This window comes from Microbacterium sp. NPDC089987 (assembly GCF_044748505.1).
Classification (GTDB): domain Bacteria; phylum Actinomycetota; class Actinomycetes; order Actinomycetales; family Microbacteriaceae; genus Microbacterium.
On the sequence record NZ_JBIVGE010000001.1, the window covers coordinates 1121461 to 1141664 of the forward strand.

The 20204-nt window shown below is 69.0% G+C and carries 23 protein-coding genes and 2 tRNA genes; 14 read left to right on the plus strand and 11 right to left on the minus strand.

Features of this window, described 5'->3' with window-relative positions:
• Window positions 1–37 precede the first annotated feature (37 nt).
• The gene (gene dinB, locus ACIPV2_RS05215) at window positions 38–1297 is read left to right on the plus strand and encodes a DNA polymerase IV (RefSeq protein ID WP_400839120.1); all 1260 of its coding nucleotides are present in this window, start codon (window positions 38–40) and stop codon (window positions 1295–1297) included.
• A 29-nt stretch (window positions 1298–1326) separates the two neighbouring features.
• Window positions 1327–1911 carry a hypothetical protein gene (locus ACIPV2_RS05220; RefSeq protein WP_400839122.1) on the plus strand — a complete coding sequence of 195 codons (585 nt, stop codon included), beginning with the start codon at window positions 1327–1329 and terminating at the stop codon, window positions 1909–1911.
• Here ACIPV2_RS05220 and ACIPV2_RS05225 read toward each other — a convergent pair.
• From ACIPV2_RS05225 to ACIPV2_RS05235, 3 genes are read right to left on the minus strand one after another with little or no spacing between them, the layout of a single operon-like run.
• Window positions 1901–2404 (minus strand): DUF2017 family protein, encoded by a 504-nt coding sequence (locus ACIPV2_RS05225; RefSeq protein ID WP_400839124.1) that lies wholly within the window; start codon window positions 2402–2404, stop codon window positions 1901–1903. The genes ACIPV2_RS05220 and ACIPV2_RS05225 overlap by 11 nt on opposite strands.
• A complete protein-coding gene (clpS, locus tag ACIPV2_RS05230) occupies window positions 2401–2691 on the minus strand; it encodes an ATP-dependent Clp protease adapter ClpS (protein WP_101186954.1) in 291 nt (96 codons plus the stop codon). The genes ACIPV2_RS05225 and clpS overlap by 4 nt, the downstream gene beginning before the upstream one ends.
• Complete coding sequence (locus ACIPV2_RS05235) at window positions 2688–3026, minus strand: metallopeptidase family protein (RefSeq protein WP_400839923.1); 339 nt, start codon at window positions 3024–3026, stop codon at window positions 2688–2690. Before ACIPV2_RS05235 ends, clpS begins: the two co-directional genes overlap by 4 nt.
• A 211-nt stretch (window positions 3027–3237) precedes the next feature.
• On the opposite strand from ACIPV2_RS05235, the gene ACIPV2_RS05240 reads away from it, so the two are divergent.
• Complete coding sequence (locus ACIPV2_RS05240) at window positions 3238–3852, plus strand: CueP family metal-binding protein (RefSeq protein WP_400839126.1); 615 nt, start codon at window positions 3238–3240, stop codon at window positions 3850–3852.
• 73 nt (window positions 3853–3925) lie between these two features.
• Here ACIPV2_RS05240 and ACIPV2_RS05245 read toward each other — a convergent pair whose 3' ends face one another.
• The 3 genes from ACIPV2_RS05245 to orn all read right to left on the minus strand — a co-directional run bounded on the left by ACIPV2_RS05245 (window position 3926) and on the right by orn (window position 5682).
• Window positions 3926–4858 carry an alpha/beta fold hydrolase gene (locus tag ACIPV2_RS05245; RefSeq protein WP_400839128.1) on the minus strand — a complete coding sequence of 311 codons (933 nt, stop codon included), beginning with the start codon at window positions 4856–4858 and terminating at the stop codon, window positions 3926–3928.
• A gap of 85 nt (window positions 4859–4943) precedes the next feature.
• Window positions 4944–5019: transfer RNA gene (locus ACIPV2_RS05250), tRNA-His, on the minus strand.
• 36 nt (window positions 5020–5055) lie between these two features.
• Window positions 5056–5682: an oligoribonuclease gene (gene orn, locus ACIPV2_RS05255; protein WP_101186522.1), complete on the minus strand. Its 627-nt coding sequence runs from the start codon at window positions 5680–5682 to the stop codon at window positions 5056–5058.
• 47 nt (window positions 5683–5729) lie between these two features.
• Between orn and ACIPV2_RS05260 the strand changes: the two genes are divergently transcribed.
• A tRNA-Arg gene (locus ACIPV2_RS05260) sits at window positions 5730–5801 on the plus strand.
• A 5-nt stretch (window positions 5802–5806) separates the two neighbouring features.
• On the opposite strand, the gene ACIPV2_RS05265 is transcribed toward ACIPV2_RS05260, so the two are convergent.
• Complete coding sequence (locus tag ACIPV2_RS05265; protein ID WP_400839130.1) at window positions 5807–6070, minus strand: hypothetical protein; 264 nt, start codon at window positions 6068–6070, stop codon at window positions 5807–5809.
• 66 nt (window positions 6071–6136) lie between these two features.
• Between ACIPV2_RS05265 and ACIPV2_RS05270 the strand changes: the two genes are divergently transcribed.
• The gene (locus ACIPV2_RS05270) at window positions 6137–7039 is read left to right on the plus strand and encodes an alpha/beta fold hydrolase (protein ID WP_400839132.1); all 903 of its coding nucleotides are present in this window, start codon (window positions 6137–6139) and stop codon (window positions 7037–7039) included.
• On the opposite strand, the gene ACIPV2_RS05275 is transcribed toward ACIPV2_RS05270, so the two are convergent.
• A complete protein-coding gene (locus ACIPV2_RS05275) occupies window positions 7011–7484 on the minus strand; it encodes an Lrp/AsnC family transcriptional regulator (RefSeq protein WP_101186525.1) in 474 nt (157 codons plus the stop codon). The two genes, ACIPV2_RS05270 and ACIPV2_RS05275, sit on opposite strands and share 29 nt — an antisense overlap.
• A gap of 168 nt (window positions 7485–7652) precedes the next feature.
• On the opposite strand from ACIPV2_RS05275, the gene ACIPV2_RS05280 reads away from it, so the two are divergent.
• The 3 genes from ACIPV2_RS05280 to ACIPV2_RS05290 are packed head-to-tail and all read left to right on the plus strand — an operon-like array spanning window position 7653 to window position 11141.
• Complete coding sequence (locus tag ACIPV2_RS05280; RefSeq protein ID WP_400839135.1) at window positions 7653–8765, plus strand: thiamine pyrophosphate-dependent dehydrogenase E1 component subunit alpha; 1113 nt, start codon at window positions 7653–7655, stop codon at window positions 8763–8765.
• Window position 8766: 1 nt separating this feature from the next.
• The gene (locus ACIPV2_RS05285) at window positions 8767–9792 is read left to right on the plus strand and encodes an alpha-ketoacid dehydrogenase subunit beta (RefSeq protein ID WP_400839137.1); all 1026 of its coding nucleotides are present in this window, start codon (window positions 8767–8769) and stop codon (window positions 9790–9792) included.
• The gene (locus tag ACIPV2_RS05290; protein ID WP_400839139.1) at window positions 9789–11141 is read left to right on the plus strand and encodes a dihydrolipoamide acetyltransferase family protein; all 1353 of its coding nucleotides are present in this window, start codon (window positions 9789–9791) and stop codon (window positions 11139–11141) included. Before ACIPV2_RS05285 ends, ACIPV2_RS05290 begins: the two co-directional genes overlap by 4 nt.
• Window positions 11142–11228: 87 nt before the next feature.
• On the opposite strand, the gene ACIPV2_RS05295 is transcribed toward ACIPV2_RS05290, so the two are convergent.
• Entirely contained in the window at window positions 11229–11825 is a 597-nt protein-coding gene (locus ACIPV2_RS05295; RefSeq protein WP_400839141.1) for a TetR/AcrR family transcriptional regulator, read from the minus strand.
• A gap of 92 nt (window positions 11826–11917) precedes the next feature.
• Between ACIPV2_RS05295 and ACIPV2_RS05300 the strand changes: the two genes are divergently transcribed.
• From ACIPV2_RS05300 to ACIPV2_RS05320, 5 genes are read left to right on the plus strand one after another with little or no spacing between them, the layout of a single operon-like run.
• A complete protein-coding gene (locus ACIPV2_RS05300; RefSeq protein ID WP_400839143.1) occupies window positions 11918–13471 on the plus strand; it encodes a carboxyl transferase domain-containing protein in 1554 nt (517 codons plus the stop codon).
• Between the two features lie 5 nt (window positions 13472–13476).
• A complete protein-coding gene (locus tag ACIPV2_RS05305) occupies window positions 13477–15372 on the plus strand; it encodes an acetyl/propionyl/methylcrotonyl-CoA carboxylase subunit alpha (RefSeq protein ID WP_400839145.1) in 1896 nt (631 codons plus the stop codon).
• On the plus strand, window positions 15369–16556 hold the full coding sequence (locus ACIPV2_RS05310) for an acyl-CoA dehydrogenase family protein (protein ID WP_400839147.1): 1188 nt from the start codon (window positions 15369–15371) through the stop codon (window positions 16554–16556). Before ACIPV2_RS05305 ends, ACIPV2_RS05310 begins: the two co-directional genes overlap by 4 nt.
• Before the next feature lie 9 nt (window positions 16557–16565).
• Window positions 16566–17045, plus strand: coding sequence for a MaoC family dehydratase (locus ACIPV2_RS05315; RefSeq protein WP_400839149.1), 480 nt, complete (start codon window positions 16566–16568; stop codon window positions 17043–17045).
• Window positions 17042–17845 carry an HpcH/HpaI aldolase/citrate lyase family protein gene (locus ACIPV2_RS05320; RefSeq protein ID WP_400839151.1) on the plus strand — a complete coding sequence of 268 codons (804 nt, stop codon included), beginning with the start codon at window positions 17042–17044 and terminating at the stop codon, window positions 17843–17845. Before ACIPV2_RS05315 ends, ACIPV2_RS05320 begins: the two co-directional genes overlap by 4 nt.
• Before the next feature lies 1 nt (window position 17846).
• Here the strand turns inward: ACIPV2_RS05320 and ACIPV2_RS05325 are convergent, their stop codons facing one another.
• Together ACIPV2_RS05325 and ACIPV2_RS05330 are read right to left on the minus strand one after the other, a co-directional pair.
• Entirely contained in the window at window positions 17847–18434 is a 588-nt protein-coding gene (locus tag ACIPV2_RS05325) for a histidine phosphatase family protein (RefSeq protein ID WP_400839153.1), read from the minus strand.
• 35 nt (window positions 18435–18469) lie between these two features.
• Entirely contained in the window at window positions 18470–19318 is an 849-nt protein-coding gene (locus ACIPV2_RS05330; protein WP_400839155.1) for a Sir2 family NAD-dependent protein deacetylase, read from the minus strand.
• A 60-nt stretch (window positions 19319–19378) separates the two neighbouring features.
• Here ACIPV2_RS05330 and ACIPV2_RS05335 point away from each other — a divergent pair, with 60 nt between their 5' ends.
• A complete protein-coding gene (locus ACIPV2_RS05335) occupies window positions 19379–20188 on the plus strand; it encodes a TrmH family RNA methyltransferase (protein ID WP_400839157.1) in 810 nt (269 codons plus the stop codon).
• Window positions 20189–20204 lie beyond the last annotated feature (16 nt).

The following is a 20204-nucleotide window of genomic DNA, read 5'->3' on the forward strand; positions in this document are numbered from 1 at the left end:
CCGACGCGATGTCGGTGGCACCGGACAGGATGGACGCATGGGACGCGGTGACGGATCGGGCCGCATCGTCTCGCCCGAGGGCGCTGACGACACGGGCACCGGCATCCTGCATGTCGACATGGATGCCTTCTACGCGGCGGTCGAGGTGCTGTACGACCCGTCGCTGCGCGGCCTGCCGCTGATCATCGGCGGTCCGGACGGGCGCTCGGTCGTCTCGAGTGCGTCGTACGAGGCGCGACGTTTCGGGGTGCGCAGTGCGATGCCCGTCGGGCAGGCGCTGCGACTCTGCCCGACGGCGCGCGTCGTTCCACCGGACTTCACCCGCTACCGGGCGGTCTCGGCGCAGGTGATGGAGATCTTCCAGAGCATCACCCCTCTCGTCGAGCAGCTCTCGATCGATGAGGCGTTCCTCGACGTGCGCGGAGTGCGGCGCCTGTGGGGGAGCCCCGGCGAGATCGCGGCTCTCATCAGACGACGGGTGCGCGATGAGGTCGGCATCACGTGCAGCGTCGGGGTGGCGGCCACGAAGCACGTCGCGAAGATGGCATCCACCGTCTCCAAGCCCGACGGGATGCTGGTGGTTCCCGCCTCGCGGACGCAGGAGTTCCTCGATCCGCGACCGGTCGGAGCCATGTGGGGCGTCGGCCCGAAGGCCGCCGAAGCGCTGCAGCGTCGGGGTATCCGACTCATCCGCGATGTCCGCGAAGCGCCGGCCGAAGCGCTGGAGCGCGCCGTCGGCCCTGCGCTCGGGCAGCGGATGCAGCACCTCGCCCGCGGTCTCGATGCCCGCCCTGTCGAGACGGAGCGGGTCGAGAAGAGCATCGGTCACGAGGAGACCTTCGACCGCGACATCGAGGATCGGGATCTGCTTCGCTCGGAGCTGCTGCGCCTCGCTGATCGTGTCGGAGCACGCCTGCGCAGATCGGGGTGGCATGCCGGAGCAGTGGCTATCAAGATCCGCTTCGCTGACTTCACCACCCTGAGCCGCACCCTCTCGCTGCCGGAGCCGACCGATGTGGGACAGCGCATCGGAGAGACGGCGACCACGCTGTTCGCCCAGATCGAGCGCAGGGATCCCGTGCGGCTGGTCGGGGTGCGGGCTGAGAAGCTGCGTCCGGCCGGGACGTCGGCGATGGCGCTGTGGGATGACGATGAAGACCAGCGTCGCCTGGAAGGCACACTCGACGACGCGCGGGCGAGATTCGGGGTCGGCATGATCACGCGCGCCCGTCACGTCGGAGCAGCGGATCGGCGCGGCACGAGCGGCGTCGAGCCCCGGCCGTTCGGCCGGGAGTGACCGACGGCGCGGTTCGATAGCGTGGTGTCATGCCGACACCCTCTGCCACCGACCCCTTCGGAGAGCGTCTGAGGGAGGCGACGGCGCGCATCTGCGATGCGGTCACCGCGGTGTCGGCGTCGAACCCCGTCGTGGTCATCGACGGTCGCAGCGGTGCTGGCAAGAGCAGTCTCGCTGCGCGCGTCGCCAGGGCATGGCCGCTGCACACGCCCGTGCAGCTGCTCGCGCTCGACTCGGTCTATCCGGGATGGAGCGGGCTCGAACGCGGCGCGGAGATCGCGCGGGAACAGGTGCTGCGTCCGCATGGGCGCGGTCTGATCGGCATCTGGCGGCGCTGGAACTGGGAGCTGGAGGAAGAGGCCGAGGCCCATGCCGTCGACCCGGCGCTCGGACTGATCGTCGAAGGCTGCGGTGCGCTGACGCCCGCGACGGCAGCGCTCGCCGACGTCACCGTCTGGGTGGACGGACCGCACGAGTCCCGGCGTCGACGCGCGCTCGAACGTGACGGCGACGCCTTCCGCAGCCACTGGGACATGTGGGCAGCGCAGGAGGATGCGCACATCGCACGACACGCCCCGCAGCGGCTCGCTCAGGTGCAGGTGGCTACGCCGTAGACGCGGCTTCGTCGTCGGCGTCGTCGGCGCGCTGGATCAGGTCATCCAGTCGATACCCGAGCCAGTCGTACACGTGGAACCGCGGGTCCTCCGGGTCGTGACGGTCGTCGTGGTCGACGCCGAGGCGCGACGCGACGACCAGCCTGATCGCGGTGAGGGTGCGCATCCACGGATCGACGTGCGCGGGTGCGATGTCGACCTCGTGAGGGGCGAGCGCATCCCGTCCTCCGGCGTCGTCATCGCCATCGTCGAACTCGACGAGGTCCCTGCGCATGACGAGGGCGTCCTCGCGGCGGCGGTCGAACAGCTCGTCCCTGGTCCCGCGACGGAACTCGGCAGCTGCGGCGTCATCATCGGGATAGGCGACGGGCGCGAGCCGAGCCAGCGCGGGGTCGGCGCTCATGCGCGGACCGGCGACGAGCTCGAGGAACTCGTCGATGAGGTGCAGCAGATTGCGCCCTTCGATCCATGCGATCGAGATCGACACGCTCACTGCGGAACCCTTCGGATGGTGGCCCACAGCCCGAAGTCGTGCATCGCCTGGGCGTGCACCTCCATGGTCTCCCTCGGACCGGTGGCGACGACCGCATGTCCTTCGTTGTGCACGGCGAGCATGAGCGCGGTGGCCTGCTCCTCGGGGTATCCGAAGTAGCGGCGGAACACGCGAACGACGTAGCTCATGAGATTGACGGGGTCGTCCCAGACGACCAGCTGCCAGGGCACGAGCGGGGCGACCGTGAGCTGCTCATCGAGCAGGGGAGTGGATGCGGGGGTGCTCATGCCCACCCCAGCTCATGCAGCTGCTCGTCGTCGATGCCGTAGAAGTGCGCGATCTCGTGGACGAGCGTCGTGTGCACCTCGTCCCGCAGCTCCTCCTCGTCGGCGCAGGCGGCGAGATGCGCGTGACGGTAGATGATGATCCGATCCGGCAGCTCGCCCAGGCCGTACTGGCCGCGCTCGGTGAGCGCGAAGCCCTCGTACAGACCGAAGAGGTCGCTGCCGTCTTCCGGTTCGTCCTCGACGACGAAGACGACGTTGTCGAGCCCGTCGACCATGTCGTCGGGCAGACTGTCCAGTTCCTCGACGACAAGCACCTCGAAGGCCTCGGCGGTCATCTCGATGCCACCGTCAGGCAGCGCCTGCGCGTCGGAATCCAGTGAGGAGGACATGCTTCGATGCTAGCCGGGGCGCGCCCGGTGCCGGGCGCCCCTGCCGACGACTCATAGCCTCGATGGGTACCGTCGCGGTGAGAAGAAGGCTGTGCACGGCCCAGGCGTCGCACCGGCGGCTTCTCTCCCCACCGAGATGATGAGGAACCCACGTCGCATGCGCACACGAATGATCACCCCGGCCGTCGTCTTCGCCGTCGCGGGCGCGCTGCTGCTCTCAGCCTGCTCGCCGGCCGAGCAGACGGCCCGCCCAGAGCCGAGCGGCTCGGCGACGTCGGCGCGCCCGTCGGGGCCGAGCATGAAGGAGCTGTCACGCACCGATGTCCGCACGGTCATCGACCGGCTCGATCGTGCGCCGATCAGCGAGCGGGACGATGCGGTCTCGGCATCGATCCGCACCGACCGCGTCGTGCTGGGGGAGGACGGCGACCAGATCGAGATGGCGATGCCGGACGGCCTCACCTACATCTCTTTCGCTCCGTACCGCTCGCAGACCCACGACTGCACCTTCCATGCGCCGAGCTCATGCGTCGGCGAGCTGCGCAACACCGAGCTGCACCTGACGATCACCGATCTCGCCACAGGGGAGACGTATGCCGACGAGCAGACCCGCACGTTCGACAACGGCTTCATCGGCGTGTGGCTTCCGCGGGGCATCACCGCTGACGTCGTGATCGTCATCGGCGACAGCGAGGCCAGGTCCGTGATCTCCACCGTGAACGAGAAGGACCCGACCTGCATCACGACGATGCCGTTGAAGAAGCGCGGCTGATACGGCGAAGCGTCCAGCTCATGACGGATGCCGACCTGTGCGTCGGAGGCAGCACCGCGGGCGCGATCCCGTGTCAGAGAGCGGAGCCGAAACCGGTGGCGGCGAGATAGTCGGTCACGAGCTCGGCACACGAGTCCGGAGAGTCGAGCCACGGTGCGTGTCCTCCTGGCACCACCTCGAGCGTGGCGGAACGGATCTCGGCAACGGCAGGGCGTACGTGAGCCGGGGTGAGAAAAGGGTCGTCGGCGCCCCAGCAGAACAGCGGTTCGGCGGTTATTCGCCGGCGTTCACCCTCACTCAGGACACTCGCGGGGCGAGGGCGTCGGAACCGGTTGATCGCGTGCATCAGGGAGGCGACTGTCGCGGCGTTTGCCGGCCGACGAGCCGCGAATCGCAGCGAGTCGACCAGTTCGTCTGATGCGCTCGCGGCTGCTCCGGGGCTGAGCCCCTGGCCGAGAAGACGCCGGTACAGCGTTCTCGACAGTGGAACCCTCAGCATCGCCGTTCCGAGGATCGGGACCGTCATCGGCGAAAGAGGCATCCGGACATGCACCCCGGGGAATGCCACCGCGGGGTCGCCGATAGCGGTCAGGGAGCGGATCCGACCGGGCCTGGATGCCGCGTGCCAGAGGGCGAACATGCCGCCGAGAGAGTGACCGATCACCGCCGCCTCGTCAAGCGCGAGTGCGTCGAAGACGGCATCCAGCAGCTTGACGGAATGATCCCGAACCGTGCGCACGTCGCACGACACAGGACCGGACAGGCCGTGGCCGGGAAGGTCCACCAAGAGAACGCGATAATTGGCGAATTCATGGAGCCATGGCGTCCACACGGCGCTGGAAAGACTCACCCCGTGGAGAAAGACGAGTGAGGGGCCTGATCCGATGCTCTGCACGCGAAGCCGAACCCCGGCCGCCGCGAGGTCGACGAAGAATTCCTCGCGCTCCAGGCCGTAGTGCGCAAACAGTCGCGCCTCGGAATCACGGAGTCTGCGGTCGGCATCCACCCGCCCATTGTGGCGCACTCGATGGAAAAAGACTCGGACCAGGACATCACTTTGCCCCCGGCTCAAGAGCCGGGGGCAAAGTGATTGGGGTGAGTAACGGGGCTTGAACCCGCGACCCCCGCGACCACAACGCGGTGCTCTACCAGCTGAGCTATACCCACCATGCGCCTGCCGAAGCGGGCAACTCGATAAGTCTATTACATGTTCGGAGTGAACTCCGACACCGTGCGAGCAGCGATGTCACGCGCCTGTTCGGACGACGGGCCGGGAGCATCGATGAACACCGCGGAGCGGTAGTAGCGAAGCTCACGGATGGACTCGAGGATGTCGGCCAGAGCTCGATGACCGCCGTGCTTCTCGGGAGCCTGGAAGAAGACCCGCGGGTACCAGCGGCGCGACAGCTCCTTCACGCTGGACACGTCGACGTTGCGGTAATGCAGGTACTGGTCGACCTCGTGCATGTACTTGGCGAGGAACATGCGGTCGGTGCCGATGGTGTTGCCCGCGAGCGGCGCCTTCCGCTCGAGCGGAACGAAGCGCTTGATGTATGCGAGCGTCTGCTCCTCGGCCTCGGCGACACTCACGCCGTTCGGGATCTCATCGATCAGGCCCGAGGTGCGGTGCATGTCGGTGACGAAGTCGTTCATGTTCGCGAGAGCCGCATCGCCGGGCTTGATGACGATCTGGAAACCGGGGTCCAGCAGGTTCAGCTCGAAGTCGGTGACCACGACCGCGATCTCGACGAGTTCGTCGACCGAGAGGTCGAGGCCCGTCATCTCGCAGTCGATCCAGACGAGCCGGTCGTTCTCAGTCGCAGAAACCATGGTTCGATCCTAGCGACGGGGCCCGACACGGTAATCTGGAGCAGCACGCCTCCTTAGCTCAGAGGAAGAGCATCGGCTTTCTAATCCGTTGGTCGCAGGTTCGAATCCTGCAGGGGGCACCGTGTCAGTTCCGCAGCGCGGCGACCGCATCGTCGGCATCCCAGAACTCGCCGACCAGGCGGAAGGCTCCGGATGCCAGATGCAGGCGCTCCGCGCGGTAGCGGATGCCCAGCGGATCGGCGATCACGCGGAGGTGTCCGCGTATAGCGCCCTTGGCGTCGACCACGCGCCAGAGGTGGTCGCCGGCTCTGTCGAGGTGCTCCGCGTGGGTGCGCAGAGATGGCGTCTCCCACAGCAGAGCGGGGTGTGTCTCGGTCAGTGAAGCCATGGTGTCTCCTTCCTTGATTCGAACATAAGGACGGCCACCGACATTCCTTCCCGTAGACTCGGCGGCATGCCCGCGACCTCCCCGTACGCCGCTCGCCTCGCCGAGATCCCGGTCGAACGCCGAGAGGTGCAGGTGCTCGGATCGACCACCGCGTACTGGGTCTACGGCGACGCGGCCGAGGACGGGCCCACGATCGTCGCGGTGCACGGTTTCCGCGGCGAGCATCACGGGCTCGAGCCGGTCGTGGCGTACCTGCCCGGCATCCGGATCATCTCACCCGACCTTCCGGGCTTCGGCGAGACGCCTCCGATCCCGGACCGCGAGCACGACCTCGGTCTCTACACCGGGTGGCTCTGCGAGTTCGCCCGGGCAGTCGCCCCCGGGGCGATCATCCTCGGGCACTCCTTCGGCTCGATCGTCTCGGCCGCTGCGGTCGCGAGCGGCCTGGAGACGCCCGAGCTCATCCTGATCAACCCGATCGGCGCGCCCGCGCTCGAGGGTCCGAAAGGGCTGCTCACGCGGATCGCGGTGCTGTACTACGCGCTGGGCGCTCGCCTGCCCGAGCGGTGGGGGACGGCCCTGCTACGGCACCCGCTCACGGTGCGTGTGATGAGCATGGCGATGGCCAAGACCCGCGACCCGGCGCTGCGCAGGTTCATCCACGACCAGCACGAGGCCTATTTCTCGCGCTTCGCCGATCGCGACGCGCTGCACGACGCCTTCGTGACCAGCGTCTCGCACGATGTGCGGGCCTTCGCGGGCGTGATCGACGTGCCGACGCTGCTGATCGCGGCCCAGCGCGACGACATCACCCCGATCGAGGCCGAGCGACGCCTGGCGATGATGTTCCCGCACGCGGAGCTGGTGGAGATCGCCGAGGTCGGACACCTCATCCACTACGAGACTCCGGCCGAGGCGGCCGGGGCGATCCGGCGCTTCCTCAGGCTTCCCGTCGTGCCAGGCCGATGAGCCCTGCCACCCGGAAGGGGATGACCTCGCCCATCGCGAGTGAGGTCTCGGTGCGCTCCACGCCATCGATCGACAGGATCCGGGCGTCGGTGTCGAACAGGTGACGAGCGTCGCGGCACGCGACTCGTGCGAGCAGATCGATCGATCCGCTCAGCCCGTGCGCCTGCACGATCTCGGGAACCCGTGACAGCTCGGCGATGATCCGCGGCAGCTCCGTCTGCCGCACGCCGATGCTGATGAACGCCTGGAGAGGGAAGCCGAGCACCTCGGTCGAGAACGAGCGCTCGTACGACTCGAAGACTCCTGTCTGCTCGAGCCGGGCCATCCGCGCCTGGATGGTGTTGCGCGACAGGCGAAGCCGATCGGCCAGTTTCACCACGGTTATGCGGGGATCCTCCGCGAGGGCGGTGAGCAGTTCGAGGTCTGTGCGATCCAGGACGGGCATAGTGCCACACGATATCAGTGACCCGCATCGGCGAATTGCGCAACATGCTCAGCAGTCGCAAACATGGTTGAGCGACGTGTCAACTCGACGTAGCATTCGAGCAAGCCCGACGCAGCAGTCGGGAAGCCGTGCATGCCCCACGAGGGCCGCCACGTCAGGAGGACGCCGATGTCACCGAACACCAGCCCGATCGTCGACGCACAGAACGATCTCGAACTCACGGAGCGCATCATCGCTCCCGACGGCACCCGCGTGTCGAACCCGCAACTCGACCGTTGGATCGACGACATCGACTACGCGGCGATGCGCGAGCTGCACCGTGACATGGTGGTGCTGCGGCGCATCGACTCGGAGGGCGTGGCGCTGCAGCGGCAGGGTCAGCTCGGGCTGTGGGCGCCGTGCAACGGCCAGGAGGCCGCCCAGATCGGCACCGGCCGTGCGCTCGCGCCGAAGGATTTCGTCTTCCCCAGCTACCGCGAGACCGGGGTGATGTACACCCGCGGAGCGGAGCCGGGGGACTACGTGCGCATGTGGCGCGGTGAGGAGGGCGCGGCGTACGATCCCGCCCGGCTCGGCATCGCTCCGCTGCAGATCATCATCGGAGCGCAGACCCTGCACGCGGTCGGCTACGGCATGGGCATCCTCCACGACGGAGCAGACGACGTCGCCGTCACCTACTTCGGCGATGGCGCCACCAGCCAGGGGGACGTCAACGAGGCGATGATCTTCGCATCGTCGTACCGCGCACCCGTTGTGTTCGTCTGCCAGAACAACCACTGGGCGATCTCCGAGCCGGTCGGACTGCAGTCGCAGTACCCGCTGGCCGGCCGCGCGCCCGGATTCGGCATCCCCAGCCTGCGTGTCGACGGCAATGACGTGCTCGCCTGCATGGCGGCCATGCGCTGGGCGCTCGACTACGCGCGATCCGGAAAGGGACCGGCGTACCTGGAGGCGGTCACCTACCGCATGGGGCCGCACACCACAGCCGACGACCCCAAGCGCTACCGCGACGACGCCGAACTCGCCCTGTGGCGCGATCGCGACCCGATCGCGCGTCTTGAGGCGCACCTCCGCGCCGCAGGGGAGCTCACGGATGAGCACCTCGAATCCGTTGAGAAGTCCGCCGACGACGTCGCCCGCGAGATGCGCGCAGCGTGCATCGGCATGCAGACCCGCCCTGCCCTCGCCGTGTTCGACCGCGTGTACGCCGAGCCGCACTCCGGACTCGAGCGTCAGCGCGACGACTACGCCGCGTACCTGGCGTCCTTCGAGGAGGCCTGAGATGACGCAGATGACGATGGGCAAGGCCCTGAATGCGGGCCTGCGCCAGGCGATGCTCGACGACGAGAAGGTCGTGCTGATGGGCGAGGACATCGGCACCCTCGGCGGGGTCTTCCGGATCACCGACGGACTCAAGGACGAATTCGGCGCGAAGCGCGTGATCGACACTCCGCTCGCCGAATCGGGCATCGTCGGCACCGCGGTAGGACTCGCGTTCCGCGGCTACCGTCCTGTGGTCGAGATCCAGTTCGACGGATTCATCTACCCGGCGTTCGACCAGATCGTCTCCCAGGTCGCGAAGCTGCACTACCGCACGCAGGGGCGCGTGAAGATGCCGGTCACGATCCGCGTGCCCTGGGCGGGCGGCATCGGCGCCGCCGAGCACCACTCCGAGTCACCGGAGGCGTACTTCGTGCACACCGCCGGACTGCGCGTGATCGCGGTCTCCGACCCGCAGGACGCGTACCGCTGCCTGCGCCAGGCGATCGCCAGCGACGATCCCGTGCTGTTCTTCGAGCCGAAGCGCCTCTACCACCACAAGGGCGAGGTCGACCTCGCCGGCTCGCTCGCCGACGCCCCGCCGATGGGTCTCGCTCGCGTCGTGCGTCAGGGAGTGGATGCCACGATCATCACGTACGGCGCGATGGTGGGCACAGCTCTCGACGCGGCCGCCGCTGCAGAGGACGAGGGCCTGTCGCTCGAGGTCATCGACCTGCGCTCGCTCTCACCCATCGACTACGAGACGGTCACCGCGTCGGTGCGGCGCACCGGCCGCGTCGTCGTCGCGCACGAGGCATCCCGCGAGGCGGGAGTGGCGGCGGAGGTCATCGCGAGCATCACGGAGTACTGCTTCGAGTACCTCGAGGCCGCACCCGTGCGCGTCACCGGCCACGACATCCCGTATCCGCCCGCCAAGCTCGAGAAGTTCCACCTGCCCGATCTCGACCGCATCCTCGATGCCGTCGACCGCGTGCTCGATCGTCCGCACAGTCTGAGCACTGCCGACGCGAAGGGGGACGAGCGGTGAACGCCGAATTCCGCCTGCCCGATCTGGGCGAAGGACTCACCGAAGCCGAGGTGGTGCAGTGGCTCGTGCAGCCCGGTGACGCCGTCGTGCTGAATCAGACGCTCGCCGAGGTCGAGACCGCCAAGGCCGTGGTCGAGCTGCCATCGCCCTACGAGGGCAGGGTCACGACACTGCACGCCGATGCCGGCGAGACCGTGGCGGTCGGTGCGCCGCTGATCGCCTTCGACGTCGCCGGTGAAGAGCCCGACGCTCCCTCGGCTCCGCCCGCGGCCGAGGCGGAGGAGAAGGCGCAGCCCAATCTCGTCGGATACGGCGCGGCACCGGCATCCGGAGATCGTCCTGCCCGACGTGCCCGACGAGGCGGTGCGGCCCCCGCGGCCTCTGCCGATGCCGACGTGCTCGTCGCGGCCCCGCACGACGTGCTGCCGCCGAGCGTCGCGGAACCGGCCGTGGGGGAGCGGCCCCGCTCGACCCCACCCGTCCGTGCCCACGCGAAGCGCCTCGGCGTCGACCTCGCGCTGGTGGCAGCTGAGGTCGGTGACCGGGTGATCACCCGCGAGGACGTGAATGCCTATGCGGAGCGCACCGGTGCGACCGCTGCAGCGACCGAAACCGCGCCGGTCTCGTCGCCGGCGGTGCCGTCCGGTGATCGTGCGCAGACCCGCATCGCGATCAAGGGCGTGCGCAAGCACACCGCCCAGGCGATGGTGCAGAGCGCGTTCACCGCTCCGCACGTCACCACATTCCACACCGTCGACGTCACGGCGACCATGGAGCTGATCGATCAGCTTCGGGCCGACAGAAAGCTCGCTGAGCACCGCATCGGACCACTCGTGGTGATCGCGAAGGCGGTGACTCTCGCTCTGGGCCGGAACCCGTCACTGAATGCGACCTGGGACGAGGTCGCCGGTGAGATCGTGCACAACCACTTCGTCGACCTGGGAATCGCGGCAGCGACCGAGCGCGGCCTGATCGTGCCGATCATCCGCGACGCCGAGCGGCTCTCCCTCACCGGAGTGGCCGACGCACTCACCCAGCTCACGCAGACCGCGCGCGCCGGGAAGACCAGCCCAGCGGAGCTCGCCGGAGGCACCTTCTCGATCACGAACATCGGCGTCTTCGGCATCGACGCGGGCACTCCGATCCTCCCGCCAGGGCAGTCCGGCATCCTCGCCGTCGGCGCGGTGCGACGCCAGCCCTGGGAGCACCACAGCGAGATCGCGCTGCGTCAGATGATGACGCTGAGCCTGTCATTCGATCACCGACTCGTCGACGGGGCGGAGGGCGCGCGCTTCCTCAAGGACGTCGCCGACATCCTCGAGCAGCCCGGCCGAGCGCTGCTGTACTGAACCGCGCGCCGTCGGCTCGGATCGGCCGCCGATGTGAGACCATCGGCGGCCGATCTCGGTCGGTCGCCGAGGCGCAGCGGCGCCTGGTCAGTCGTCGGAGGCCGTCAGCGCCGCCATCGCCATCTCCGCGAGCAGGCGCGCGGTGTCGGTGCGTGTGCGCAGTGCGGCAGAGGTGCTGTGCGGGGTGGAGTTCAGCAGTCCGAAGCACGCCTGCACGCGCAGCCTCAGCTCGTCGCGCTCGGCGCTGACGAGAGCGCCGAGCGCGTCGATCCACAGGCCGATGTAGGTGCGCTGCAGGCGTCGCACGTCCGACCGCGAGTCCTCGGTCAGGTGCGAGAGATCGCGGTCCTGCACACGGATCACGTCGGCGTTGCGCAGCGCGAAATCGACGTGGAAGTCCACGAGCATCGCCATGCGCGTGCGGTCGTCGGACGCGCCGCGCACGACCGCCGTGCCGCCGGTCACGAGGTCTTCACTCACACCGATCAGCAGCGCGCCGAGGAGGGCCTGCTTTCCGGCGAAGTGCCGGTAGACGGCGGGACCCGACACGCCGACGGCGGCGCCGATGTCCTCCAGGCTGACGCTCGAGTATCCCCGAGCGCCGAACAGCGCGGCGGCCGCGATGAGGATCGCATCGGTGCGCTCTGCTTTGGCGCGGTTGCGTGGCGTGACGGCCATTGTCATTTCGGTTAATCCTCGCTAACCTGAATTGCCGGGGTGAGTGAACACTAGCCCTTCTGGCGCGATTTTTCCGCAACGGTCAAGGAGGACCCGCGATGCCGGTCACCCAGCAGGCTCTCGCCGACGAACTGCGCGAGCGTCTGGCCGCCGCAGCACTCGGCGGTCCAAAGCGCTCCCGCGAGCGCCACCTCTCCCGCGGCAAGATGCTGCCCCGCGATCGCGTCGACAGACTGCTCGACGAGGGCAGTCCGTTCATCGAGGTCGCCCCGCTCGCCGCAGACGGTCTGTACGGCGACGAGGCGCCGGGCGCCGGGGTGATCGCCGGCATCGGGCTGGTGCACGGGCGGCACGTGATGGTCGTCTGCAACGACCCGACCGTCAAGGGCGGCACCTACTTCCCGATGACGGTGAAGAAGCATCTGCGGGCCCAGGAGATCGCACTCGAGAACCACCTGCCGTGCCTCTATCTCGTCGACTCCGGCGGCGCCTTCCTCCCGAAGCAGGACGAGGTGTTCCCCGACCGTGACCACTTCGGCCGGATCTTCTTCAACCAGGCGCGCATGTCGGCGGAGGGCATCCCGCAGCTGGCCGCCGTGCTGGGATCATGCACCGCCGGCGGGGCGTACGTGCCCGCGATGAGCGATCAGACCGTGATCGTGCGGAACCAGGGCACCATCTTCCTCGGCGGTCCGCCGCTGGTGAAGGCCGCGATCGGGGAGGTCGTCACCGCCGAGGAGCTGGGTGGGGGAGAGCTGCACGCCCGCCGCTCGGGGGTGGTCGATCACCTGGCCGACGACGACGAGCACGCCCTCGAGATCCTCCGCGACATCGTCGCGACCCTGCCTCAGCCGGCGCAGCCGGCGTGGCACGTCGGGCCGAGCATCGCACCGCGCGAGGCAGGAAGCCTCTACGACGTCGTGCCCGTCGACGTGAACGCCGCGTACGACGTGCACGAGGTGATCGACCGGCTGGTCGATGCCGACAGTGTCAGCGAGTTCAAACCCGAGTACGGCACGACCCTCGTCACCGCGTTTGCTCGGCTGCACGGTCACCCGATCGGAATCGTCGCCAACAACGGCGTGCTGTTCAGCGAATCGGCTCAGAAGGGCGCGCACTTCATCGAGCTGTGCGACCAGCGCGGCATCCCGCTGCTGTTCCTGCAGAACATCACCGGATTCATGGTCGGCACCGACGCCGAGGCCGGCGGCATCGCCAAAGACGGCGCGAAGATGGTCACCGCCGTCGCCACCACCCGTGTGCCGAAGCTGACCGTCATCATCGGGGGCTCGTTCGGCGCCGGCAACTACTCGATGTGCGGCCGCGCGTACTCGCCGCGGTTCCTCTGGACCTGGCCGGCCAGCCGCATCTCCGTGATGGGCGGTCCGCAGGCGGCATCTGTCCTCGCCACGGTGAAAGAGGACCAACTCGCCGCGGCCGGAAGGTCGTGGACCGACGACCAGCGCGCCGAGTTCGAGGCGCCGGTGCGCAGCCAGTACGAGGCACAGGGCGAGCCCTACTACGCCACGGCACGGCTGTGGGACGACGGAATCGTCGACCCCGACCAGACCCGCGACCTGCTCGGACTCGCGCTCGACGTCGTCTCCCGCACGCCCCTGCCCGACCCGCGCTTCGGCCTCTTCCGGATGTGATCACCATGACCATCGACACCGTCCTCGTCGCCAACCGCGGCGAGATCGCTCGCCGCATCATCCGCACCCTGCGCGACCTCGGCATGCGCAGCGTCGCGGTGTACAGCGACGCCGACGCCCAAGCGCCGCACGTGCGCGAAGCCGACCAGGCCATCCACATCGGCGGCTCCGCCGCTTCTGATTCGTACCTGAACGTGGATGCCATCATGGCCGCTGCACAGGCATCCGGAGCTCAGGCCATCCACCCCGGATACGGCTTCCTCTCCGAGAGTGTCCAGCTGGCCCGTGCGTGCGATGCCGCGGGTGTGATCTTCATCGGGCCCGAGGAGAGCGCCCTTGAGATCATGGGCGACAAGGCCACCGCACGCGACCACGTTGCGCGGCACGGCGTGCCCGTGGTTCCCGGCTTCGCCGCCGCAGGCCTGAACGACGAGCAGATCCGCGTACGGGCCGATGAGGTCGGCTATCCGCTGCTGGTCAAGCCCAGCGCCGGTGGTGGCGGCAAGGGCATGGAGATCGTCCGCTCGGGTGACGAGCTCGCCGGCGCACTGGCGACCGCACGGCGCGTCGCCATCGCCGCCTTCGGCGACGACTCCATGGTGCTCGAGCGTCTCGTCCAGCGACCGCGCCATATCGAGGTGCAGGTCTTCGGTGACACCCACGGCACCGTCATCGCGCTCGGCGAACGCGAATGCACCCTGCAGCGTCGTCATCAGAAGGTCATCGAAGAAGCGCCGGCAGCGCATCTTCCCGATGCCGTGCGCCAGCGACTGCTCGACGCGGCGGTGGCCGCCGCGAAGAGCGTCGACTACGTCGGCGCCGGCACGGTGGAGTTCCTCGTCGAGGCGGATGCGATGGACGACGTGTTCTTCATCGAGATGAACACCCGTCTTCAGGTCGAGCACCCCGTGACCGAGGAGGTCACGGGCCTGGACCTCGTCGCACTGCAGCTGCACATCGCGGCGGGCGGCGCGATCGATCCGGCTCCTGCCGTGCGCGGTCACGCCGTCGAGGCGCGGGTGTACGCGGAATCGCCGGAACGAGGGTTCCTGCCATCCACCGGGCGCGTCCTGCTGTTCGACCCTCCGCGCGACGTGCGAGTGGATGCCGCGATCGAGACCGGGTCGGAGATCAGCGGGTTCTACGATCCGATGATCGCGAAGGTCATCGCGTACGGTGCCGACCGGGCGACGGCCCTGCGCCGTCTGGATGCCGCGCTCGCCCGGACCGTCGTGCTGGGAGTCGAGACGAACATCGCATTCCTGCGCGCTCTGATCCGCGATGAGCGAGTGCGTCGGGGCGATCTCGACACGGGCCTGATCGAGACGATGCTCCCGTTCGCCGCTCCGCCGCCCACGCCCGCCATGCTGGCTGCTGCCGCGGCACCCCAGACCGCGCAGGCGAGCCGCCCGAGGCCCGCTGCCGAGATCTGGCACGGGCTGCCCGGCTGGCGTCTCGGAGCGTCGGCCGCGCCGCGGCGCACCGAGTTCGTCACCGACGACGACACGATCGTCGAGGCGCCGGCAGCGTACGTGCACGGCATCCCGACGGCGACCGACGCTGACGGTGCGGTCTGGGTCTTCGCCGACGGTGTGACCGCGCGCCTGCGCCCGCTCTCGCGCCGTGGACGCATGCAGCGTCGGCTCGCCGAGCGGGAGCGCGCATCCGGACCCAGCCAGCCGGAGGGGCGTGCCCCGATGCCGGGCAGCATCGTGGCCGTCCATGTCGCCGACGGCGACGTGGTGCAGGCGGGAGACCCGCTCGTCTCGATCGAGGCGATGAAGATGGAGCATCCGGTGCTCGCGCCGCACGACGGCACGGTGCATCTGCTGGTCGCGCTCGGCGACCAGGTGCGACGGGACCAGCCCGTCGCACGAGTCAGCGAACAGGAGACAGCATGAGCACTCAGACCGAACTGACCGGCGTCGACCTGAACGAGGAGCAGCGCGAGCTCGCCTCGATGGTGCGCGAGTTCGCCGAGGAGGTCGTCGCGCCCCAGGCGTACGAGGCCGACCGCACGCACACGCTGAACCTCGACGTCGTGCGGCAGATGGGCGAGATGGGCCTGTTCGGTCTGCCGTTCTCGGAGGAGTACGGCGGGCAGGGCGGCGACTACCTCGCGCTCGGCCTCGCGATCGAAGGCATCGCGCGCGTCGACCAGTCGCTCGCGATCACCCTCGAGGCAGGCGTCAGCCTGGGGGCGATGCCCGTGTACCGCTTCGGCACCGCGGAGCAGAAGCAGGAGCACCTGCCTGCACTGCTCGCGGGCGAGGCACTGGCCGGCTTCGGCCTCACCGAGCCGGAAGCGGGAAGCGACGCGGGCGCCACGCGCACCACGGCGCGCCTCGACGGCGGCGAGTGGGTGCTCAACGGCAGCAAGCAGTTCATCACCAACTCGGGCACCGACATCACCCGCTTCGTCACGATGACCGCGGTCACCGGTACCGCAGAGCGCGCCGGTGGCGGGGAGCGCAAGGAGATCTCGACGATCATCGTCCCGAACGGCACGCCGGGATTCACGGTCGAACCGCCGTACGACAAGGTGGGCTGGAACGCCTCCGACACGCATCCCCTCACCCTGCAGGACGTGCGGGTGCCCGAGGAGAATCTGCTCGGCGCGCGCGGGCAGGGATTCCGGAACTTCCTCAGCATCCTCGACGAGGGGCGCATCGCGATCGCCGCTCTCGCGACCGGCGCTGCCGAGGGATGCCTGGAAGCCGCGGTCGACTACGCCAACAAGCGCACCGTGTTCGGCGCGGCGCTGAGCACACGGCAGAACGCCCAGTTCACCCTGGCCCGCATGCGGGCTCGCGTGCACACCGCACGCCTCGCCTGGCATCACGCGGCACGCCTGCGCGACGCCGGCCGCCCGTTCGCCGAGGAGGCGGCGATCGCCAAGCTGGTCTCGGGCGAGGCCGCGATGGACAACGCACGCGACGCGACGCAGATCTTCGGCGGCAACGGCTTCATGAACGAGTACCCCGTCGCGCGGCACTACCGCGACTCGAAGATCCTCGAGATCGGCGAGGGCACCACCGAGGTGCAGCTGCTCGTCATCGCCCGGTCGCTGGGCCTGGTCGGATAGCGTGCGATCATGACCGACATCGTTCAGCGCGGTCTGTACTTCGAGGAGTTCGAGGTCGGCGCGCGCTACCTGCACCGGCCGGGACGCACGGCGACCGAGGCCGACAACGTGCTGTTCACCACGCTCACCATGAACACGCAGGCGCTGCACCTCGATGCGGCGTTCGCCGACGGGCAGCAGCCGTTCGGCCAGCGGCTGATGAACTCGATGTGGACGCTGTCGACGATGGTCGGCGCCTCTGTGGCGCAGCTCACCCAGGGGACCCTGGTCGCGCAGCTGGGCCTCGGCGACATCTCGTTTCCGCACCCGCTGTTCCACGGCGACACGCTGTACACCGAGAGCGTGATCGTCGACAAGCGCCTCTCGGCATCGCGTCCCGGTCAGGGCATCTGCACGATCGAGCACATCGGACGCAATCAGGACGGCGTGGTGGTGGCGAAGGCCACCCGCACCGCGCTGATGCGCTGCCTGCCGGAGGGGGAGCGATGACCCTCGGCATGGGTCCGGCGCTGCTGTTCTGTCCGGCGGACCGCCCTGAGCGGTTCACCGGCGCGCTGCAGAAGGCGGACGCGGTGATCCTCGATCTCGAGGATGCCGTGCTTCCGGATGCCAAGGCGCAGGCCCGCAGGAACATCATCGCCGCCGAGCTGGACACCGATCGCGTCATCGTGCGGGTGAACGCACCCGAGACCGCGGAGTTCGAACGGGACATCGACGCGCTGCGGCAGACGCCGTTCCGGACGGTGATGGTGGCGAAGAGCGAGGACCCGGCGGCGTTCGATGCGTTCGGTGCGGAGTTCGAGCTGATCGCGCTGTGCGAGACCGCGCGCGGCGTGCACCGTGCGGGGGAGATCGCCGCTCACGAGCGCACCATCGCCCTCATGTGGGGAGCCGAGGACCTCGTGGCATCCCTCGGCGGGATGTCGAGCCGCTTCCCGGACGGGCGCTACCGCGATGTCGCGCGCACGGCGCGTGGCCAGGTGCTGCTCGCGGCCGGCGCGTACGGTCGGACGGCGATCGACGCCGTGCACCTCGACATCGACGATGTGGCGGGCCTCGCCGCTGAGGCCGCGGATGCGGTGGCATCCGGGTTCGAAGCGACCGCATGCATCCACCCGAGTCAGGTCTCCGTCATCCGCGACGCCTACCGACCCGACCAGGGGACGATCACCTGGGCTGAGGCGGTGCTGACGGCGGCTGAAGAGGAGCGCGGCGTGTTCCGATTCGAGGGGCGGATGATTGACGAGCCCGTGCTGCGGCACGCCCGCGCGGTGCTCAGCCGACGCTGACCTACAGGACGACGGCTTCCTCAAGGAGCCGCAGGGTGTCAGGCGCAGCCTCGAAGCGGTGCAGCGAGCCGTTGCCGAGCGCGCTGCCCAGCGCGGGCAGTGTTCCGCCGGAGGCGTGGTCGATCAGCGAGCGGATCACACCACCGTGGGTCACGACGATCACCGACTCCGCGGTCGGTGCCGAGCGGCGGCGAGCGTCGCGGGCGATGCTGTGCAGCGCCGCCATCGCGCGCACGCAGACTTCATCGAGCGTCTCCGCGCCGGGCACCTCGGCGTGCCAGTCGCCGTATCGTCCGAGGTAGTCGGCGACGAGCATGCCCTCACCGACCCCGAACTCGCGTTCACGCATGTCGGGAACGAGGGTCGGTGCGTCCAGCCCCAGCTCAGCGGCGATGATCTCGGCCGTCTCTCGAGCCCGCACCAGGGGGCTGGCGTAGATCGTGTGATGCTCACCGCGCGAGAGCTTGTGCGCGGCGTATCGGGCGTCGTCGCGTCCGGTGTCGTTCAGCGGGATGTCGGTGGTGCCCTGGATGCGACGGGCGAGGTTCCAGTCGGTCTGTCCGTGGCGTACGAGTGTCAGCAGGGTCACCGTTCGAGCCTAGAGGAGGCTCCCGTGAGCACGGCTCAGAGAGCTCCGAGCCGGGCCGCCAGCGCGGTGAGCACCTCGGTCGTCCCACCCTCGATGACCTCGTCGGCCCAGGCATCCGCTCTCGTCGGCTCATGATTGACGATCACGATCGGCATGTCTCGCCGTCGTGCGCGTTCGATCACCCGGATTCCGGAGTTCACCATGAGCGACGTGCCGGCGACGACGAGAGCGGAGGAGGCGTGCACCAGCGACTCGGCGAGTGCGAAGCGGGCGATCGGCACGAACTCGCCGAAGTAGACCACATCGGGCTTCAGCATCCCGTCGCAGATCTCGCAGGTCGGGATGACGAATCCCGCCGTGCTCTCCGGCGACACATCGCCGTCGGGGTTGAGCACGATGTTCTCGGGAACGAGGATCCACGGGTTGAGCTGCTCGATGCGCTCGGCGATCGCCCGCCGGTCGTACACCTGGCCGCAGTGCAGGCAGAGGGTGCGGTGCATGGTGCCGTGCAGCTCGATGACCCGCCGGCTGCCGGCTCGCAGGTGCAGACCGTCGACGTTCTGGGTGACCACGCCGGTCGCCGCGCCCATGCGCTCCAGAGCAGCGAGCGCGAGATGGCCGCCGTTCGGGTCGGGCGCGGTGAACGCGCGGTACCCGAGGTGCCCTCCGAGCCAGTACCTGCGACGCGCGGCCTCATCGGAGAGATACGTCTGGATCGTCATCGGCTTCGAGCGCGGCGGTGCGTCCTTGCCGCGGTAGGCGGGGATGCCGGAGTCGGTCGAGATGCCCGCTCCGGTCAGCACGGCGAACGGTCGGCTCTGCAGCAGCCCGGCTGTGCGCTCGACGGCGTCGGAGACCGTGTCCGAGAGCTCGAGCGACTGCACCCCGGAAGTCTATGCGGGTGCGCGGCACAGCGGGGCCGTTTCGACTGACAGCATGGACGGATGCAGCTGCACCACCTCCGCGACCCGCACGACCCGGTGCTCGACGACTACCGATCGCTCACCGACACGGCGCTGCGCCGGGTGCGCGAGCCGGCCGGCGGCATGTACATCGCCGAGTCGGCGAAGGTCATCGAGCGCGCTCTGCAGGCGGGGCACCGCCCGAGGTCGGTGCTCACCCAGCAGAAGTGGGCGGATGCCGTCGCCGAGCTGCTCGGCGACCGCGACGTGCCCGTCTACGTCGTGACCGATGACGCCGCCGAGAAGCTCACGGGTTTCGCCGTGCACCGCGGAGTGATGGCGGCCATGCACCGGCCCGAACCCCCACGCCTCGCCGATCTGCTGTCGCAGGTGAACGCTGACCGTCCGCGTGTCGCCGTCCTGGAGGGACTCACCGACCACACCAACGTCGGGGCGATCTTCCGCTCGGCGGCGGCGCTGGGCGTCGACGCGGTGCTGGTGAGCCCCACCTGCGCCGATCCGCTCTACCGCCGTTCGGTGCGCGTGTCGATGGGCACGGTGTTCCAGGTGCCGTGGACGCGGATCGAGAGCTGGCCGGACGGCATCGAGGATCTGCGCTCCGCCGGGTACCTCGTCGCGGGCATGACGCTCGGAGACGGCGCGATCGCGCTCGACGATCTCGTGGCCGAGTCGCCGGAGCGGCTCGCGCTGATCTTCGGCACCGAGGGCGACGGCATCCGACCCGAGACCGACCGACTGCTCGACCGAAGGGTCACCATCCCGATGTTGGGCGGGGTGGACTCCCTCAATGTCGCGGCGGCGTCAGCGGTGGCGTTCTACGCCACGCGCTGAGCTCTGCAGCGGTCGG

Coding starts and splice junctions, on each gene's coding strand:
- dinB (WP_400839120.1), top strand. CDS start 38: ATGGGACGCGGTGACGGATCGGGCCGCATCGTCTCGCCCGAGGGCGCT.
- ACIPV2_RS05220 (WP_400839122.1), top strand. CDS start 1,327: ATGCCGACACCCTCTGCCACCGACCCCTTCGGAGAGCGTCTGAGGGAG.
- clpS (WP_101186954.1), bottom strand. CDS start 2,691: ATGAGCACCCCCGCATCCACTCCCCTGCTCGATGAGCAGCTCACGGTC.
- ACIPV2_RS05235 (WP_400839923.1), bottom strand. CDS start 3,026: ATGACCGCCGAGGCCTTCGAGGTGCTTGTCGTCGAGGAACTGGACAGT.
- ACIPV2_RS05240 (WP_400839126.1), top strand. CDS start 3,238: ATGCGCACACGAATGATCACCCCGGCCGTCGTCTTCGCCGTCGCGGGC.
- orn (WP_101186522.1), bottom strand. CDS start 5,682: ATGGTTTCTGCGACTGAGAACGACCGGCTCGTCTGGATCGACTGCGAG.
- ACIPV2_RS05265 (WP_400839130.1), bottom strand. CDS start 6,070: ATGGCTTCACTGACCGAGACACACCCCGCTCTGCTGTGGGAGACGCCA.
- ACIPV2_RS05270 (WP_400839132.1), top strand. CDS start 6,137: ATGCCCGCGACCTCCCCGTACGCCGCTCGCCTCGCCGAGATCCCGGTC.
- ACIPV2_RS05275 (WP_101186525.1), bottom strand. CDS start 7,484: ATGCCCGTCCTGGATCGCACAGACCTCGAACTGCTCACCGCCCTCGCG.
- ACIPV2_RS05280 (WP_400839135.1), top strand. CDS start 7,653: ATGTCACCGAACACCAGCCCGATCGTCGACGCACAGAACGATCTCGAA.
- ACIPV2_RS05285 (WP_400839137.1), top strand. CDS start 8,767: ATGACGCAGATGACGATGGGCAAGGCCCTGAATGCGGGCCTGCGCCAG.
- ACIPV2_RS05295 (WP_400839141.1), bottom strand. CDS start 11,825: ATGACAATGGCCGTCACGCCACGCAACCGCGCCAAAGCAGAGCGCACC.
- ACIPV2_RS05300 (WP_400839143.1), top strand. CDS start 11,918: ATGCCGGTCACCCAGCAGGCTCTCGCCGACGAACTGCGCGAGCGTCTG.
- ACIPV2_RS05305 (WP_400839145.1), top strand. CDS start 13,477: ATGACCATCGACACCGTCCTCGTCGCCAACCGCGGCGAGATCGCTCGC.
- ACIPV2_RS05310 (WP_400839147.1), top strand. CDS start 15,369: ATGAGCACTCAGACCGAACTGACCGGCGTCGACCTGAACGAGGAGCAG.
- ACIPV2_RS05315 (WP_400839149.1), top strand. CDS start 16,566: ATGACCGACATCGTTCAGCGCGGTCTGTACTTCGAGGAGTTCGAGGTC.
- ACIPV2_RS05320 (WP_400839151.1), top strand. CDS start 17,042: ATGACCCTCGGCATGGGTCCGGCGCTGCTGTTCTGTCCGGCGGACCGC.
- ACIPV2_RS05335 (WP_400839157.1), top strand. CDS start 19,379: ATGCAGCTGCACCACCTCCGCGACCCGCACGACCCGGTGCTCGACGAC.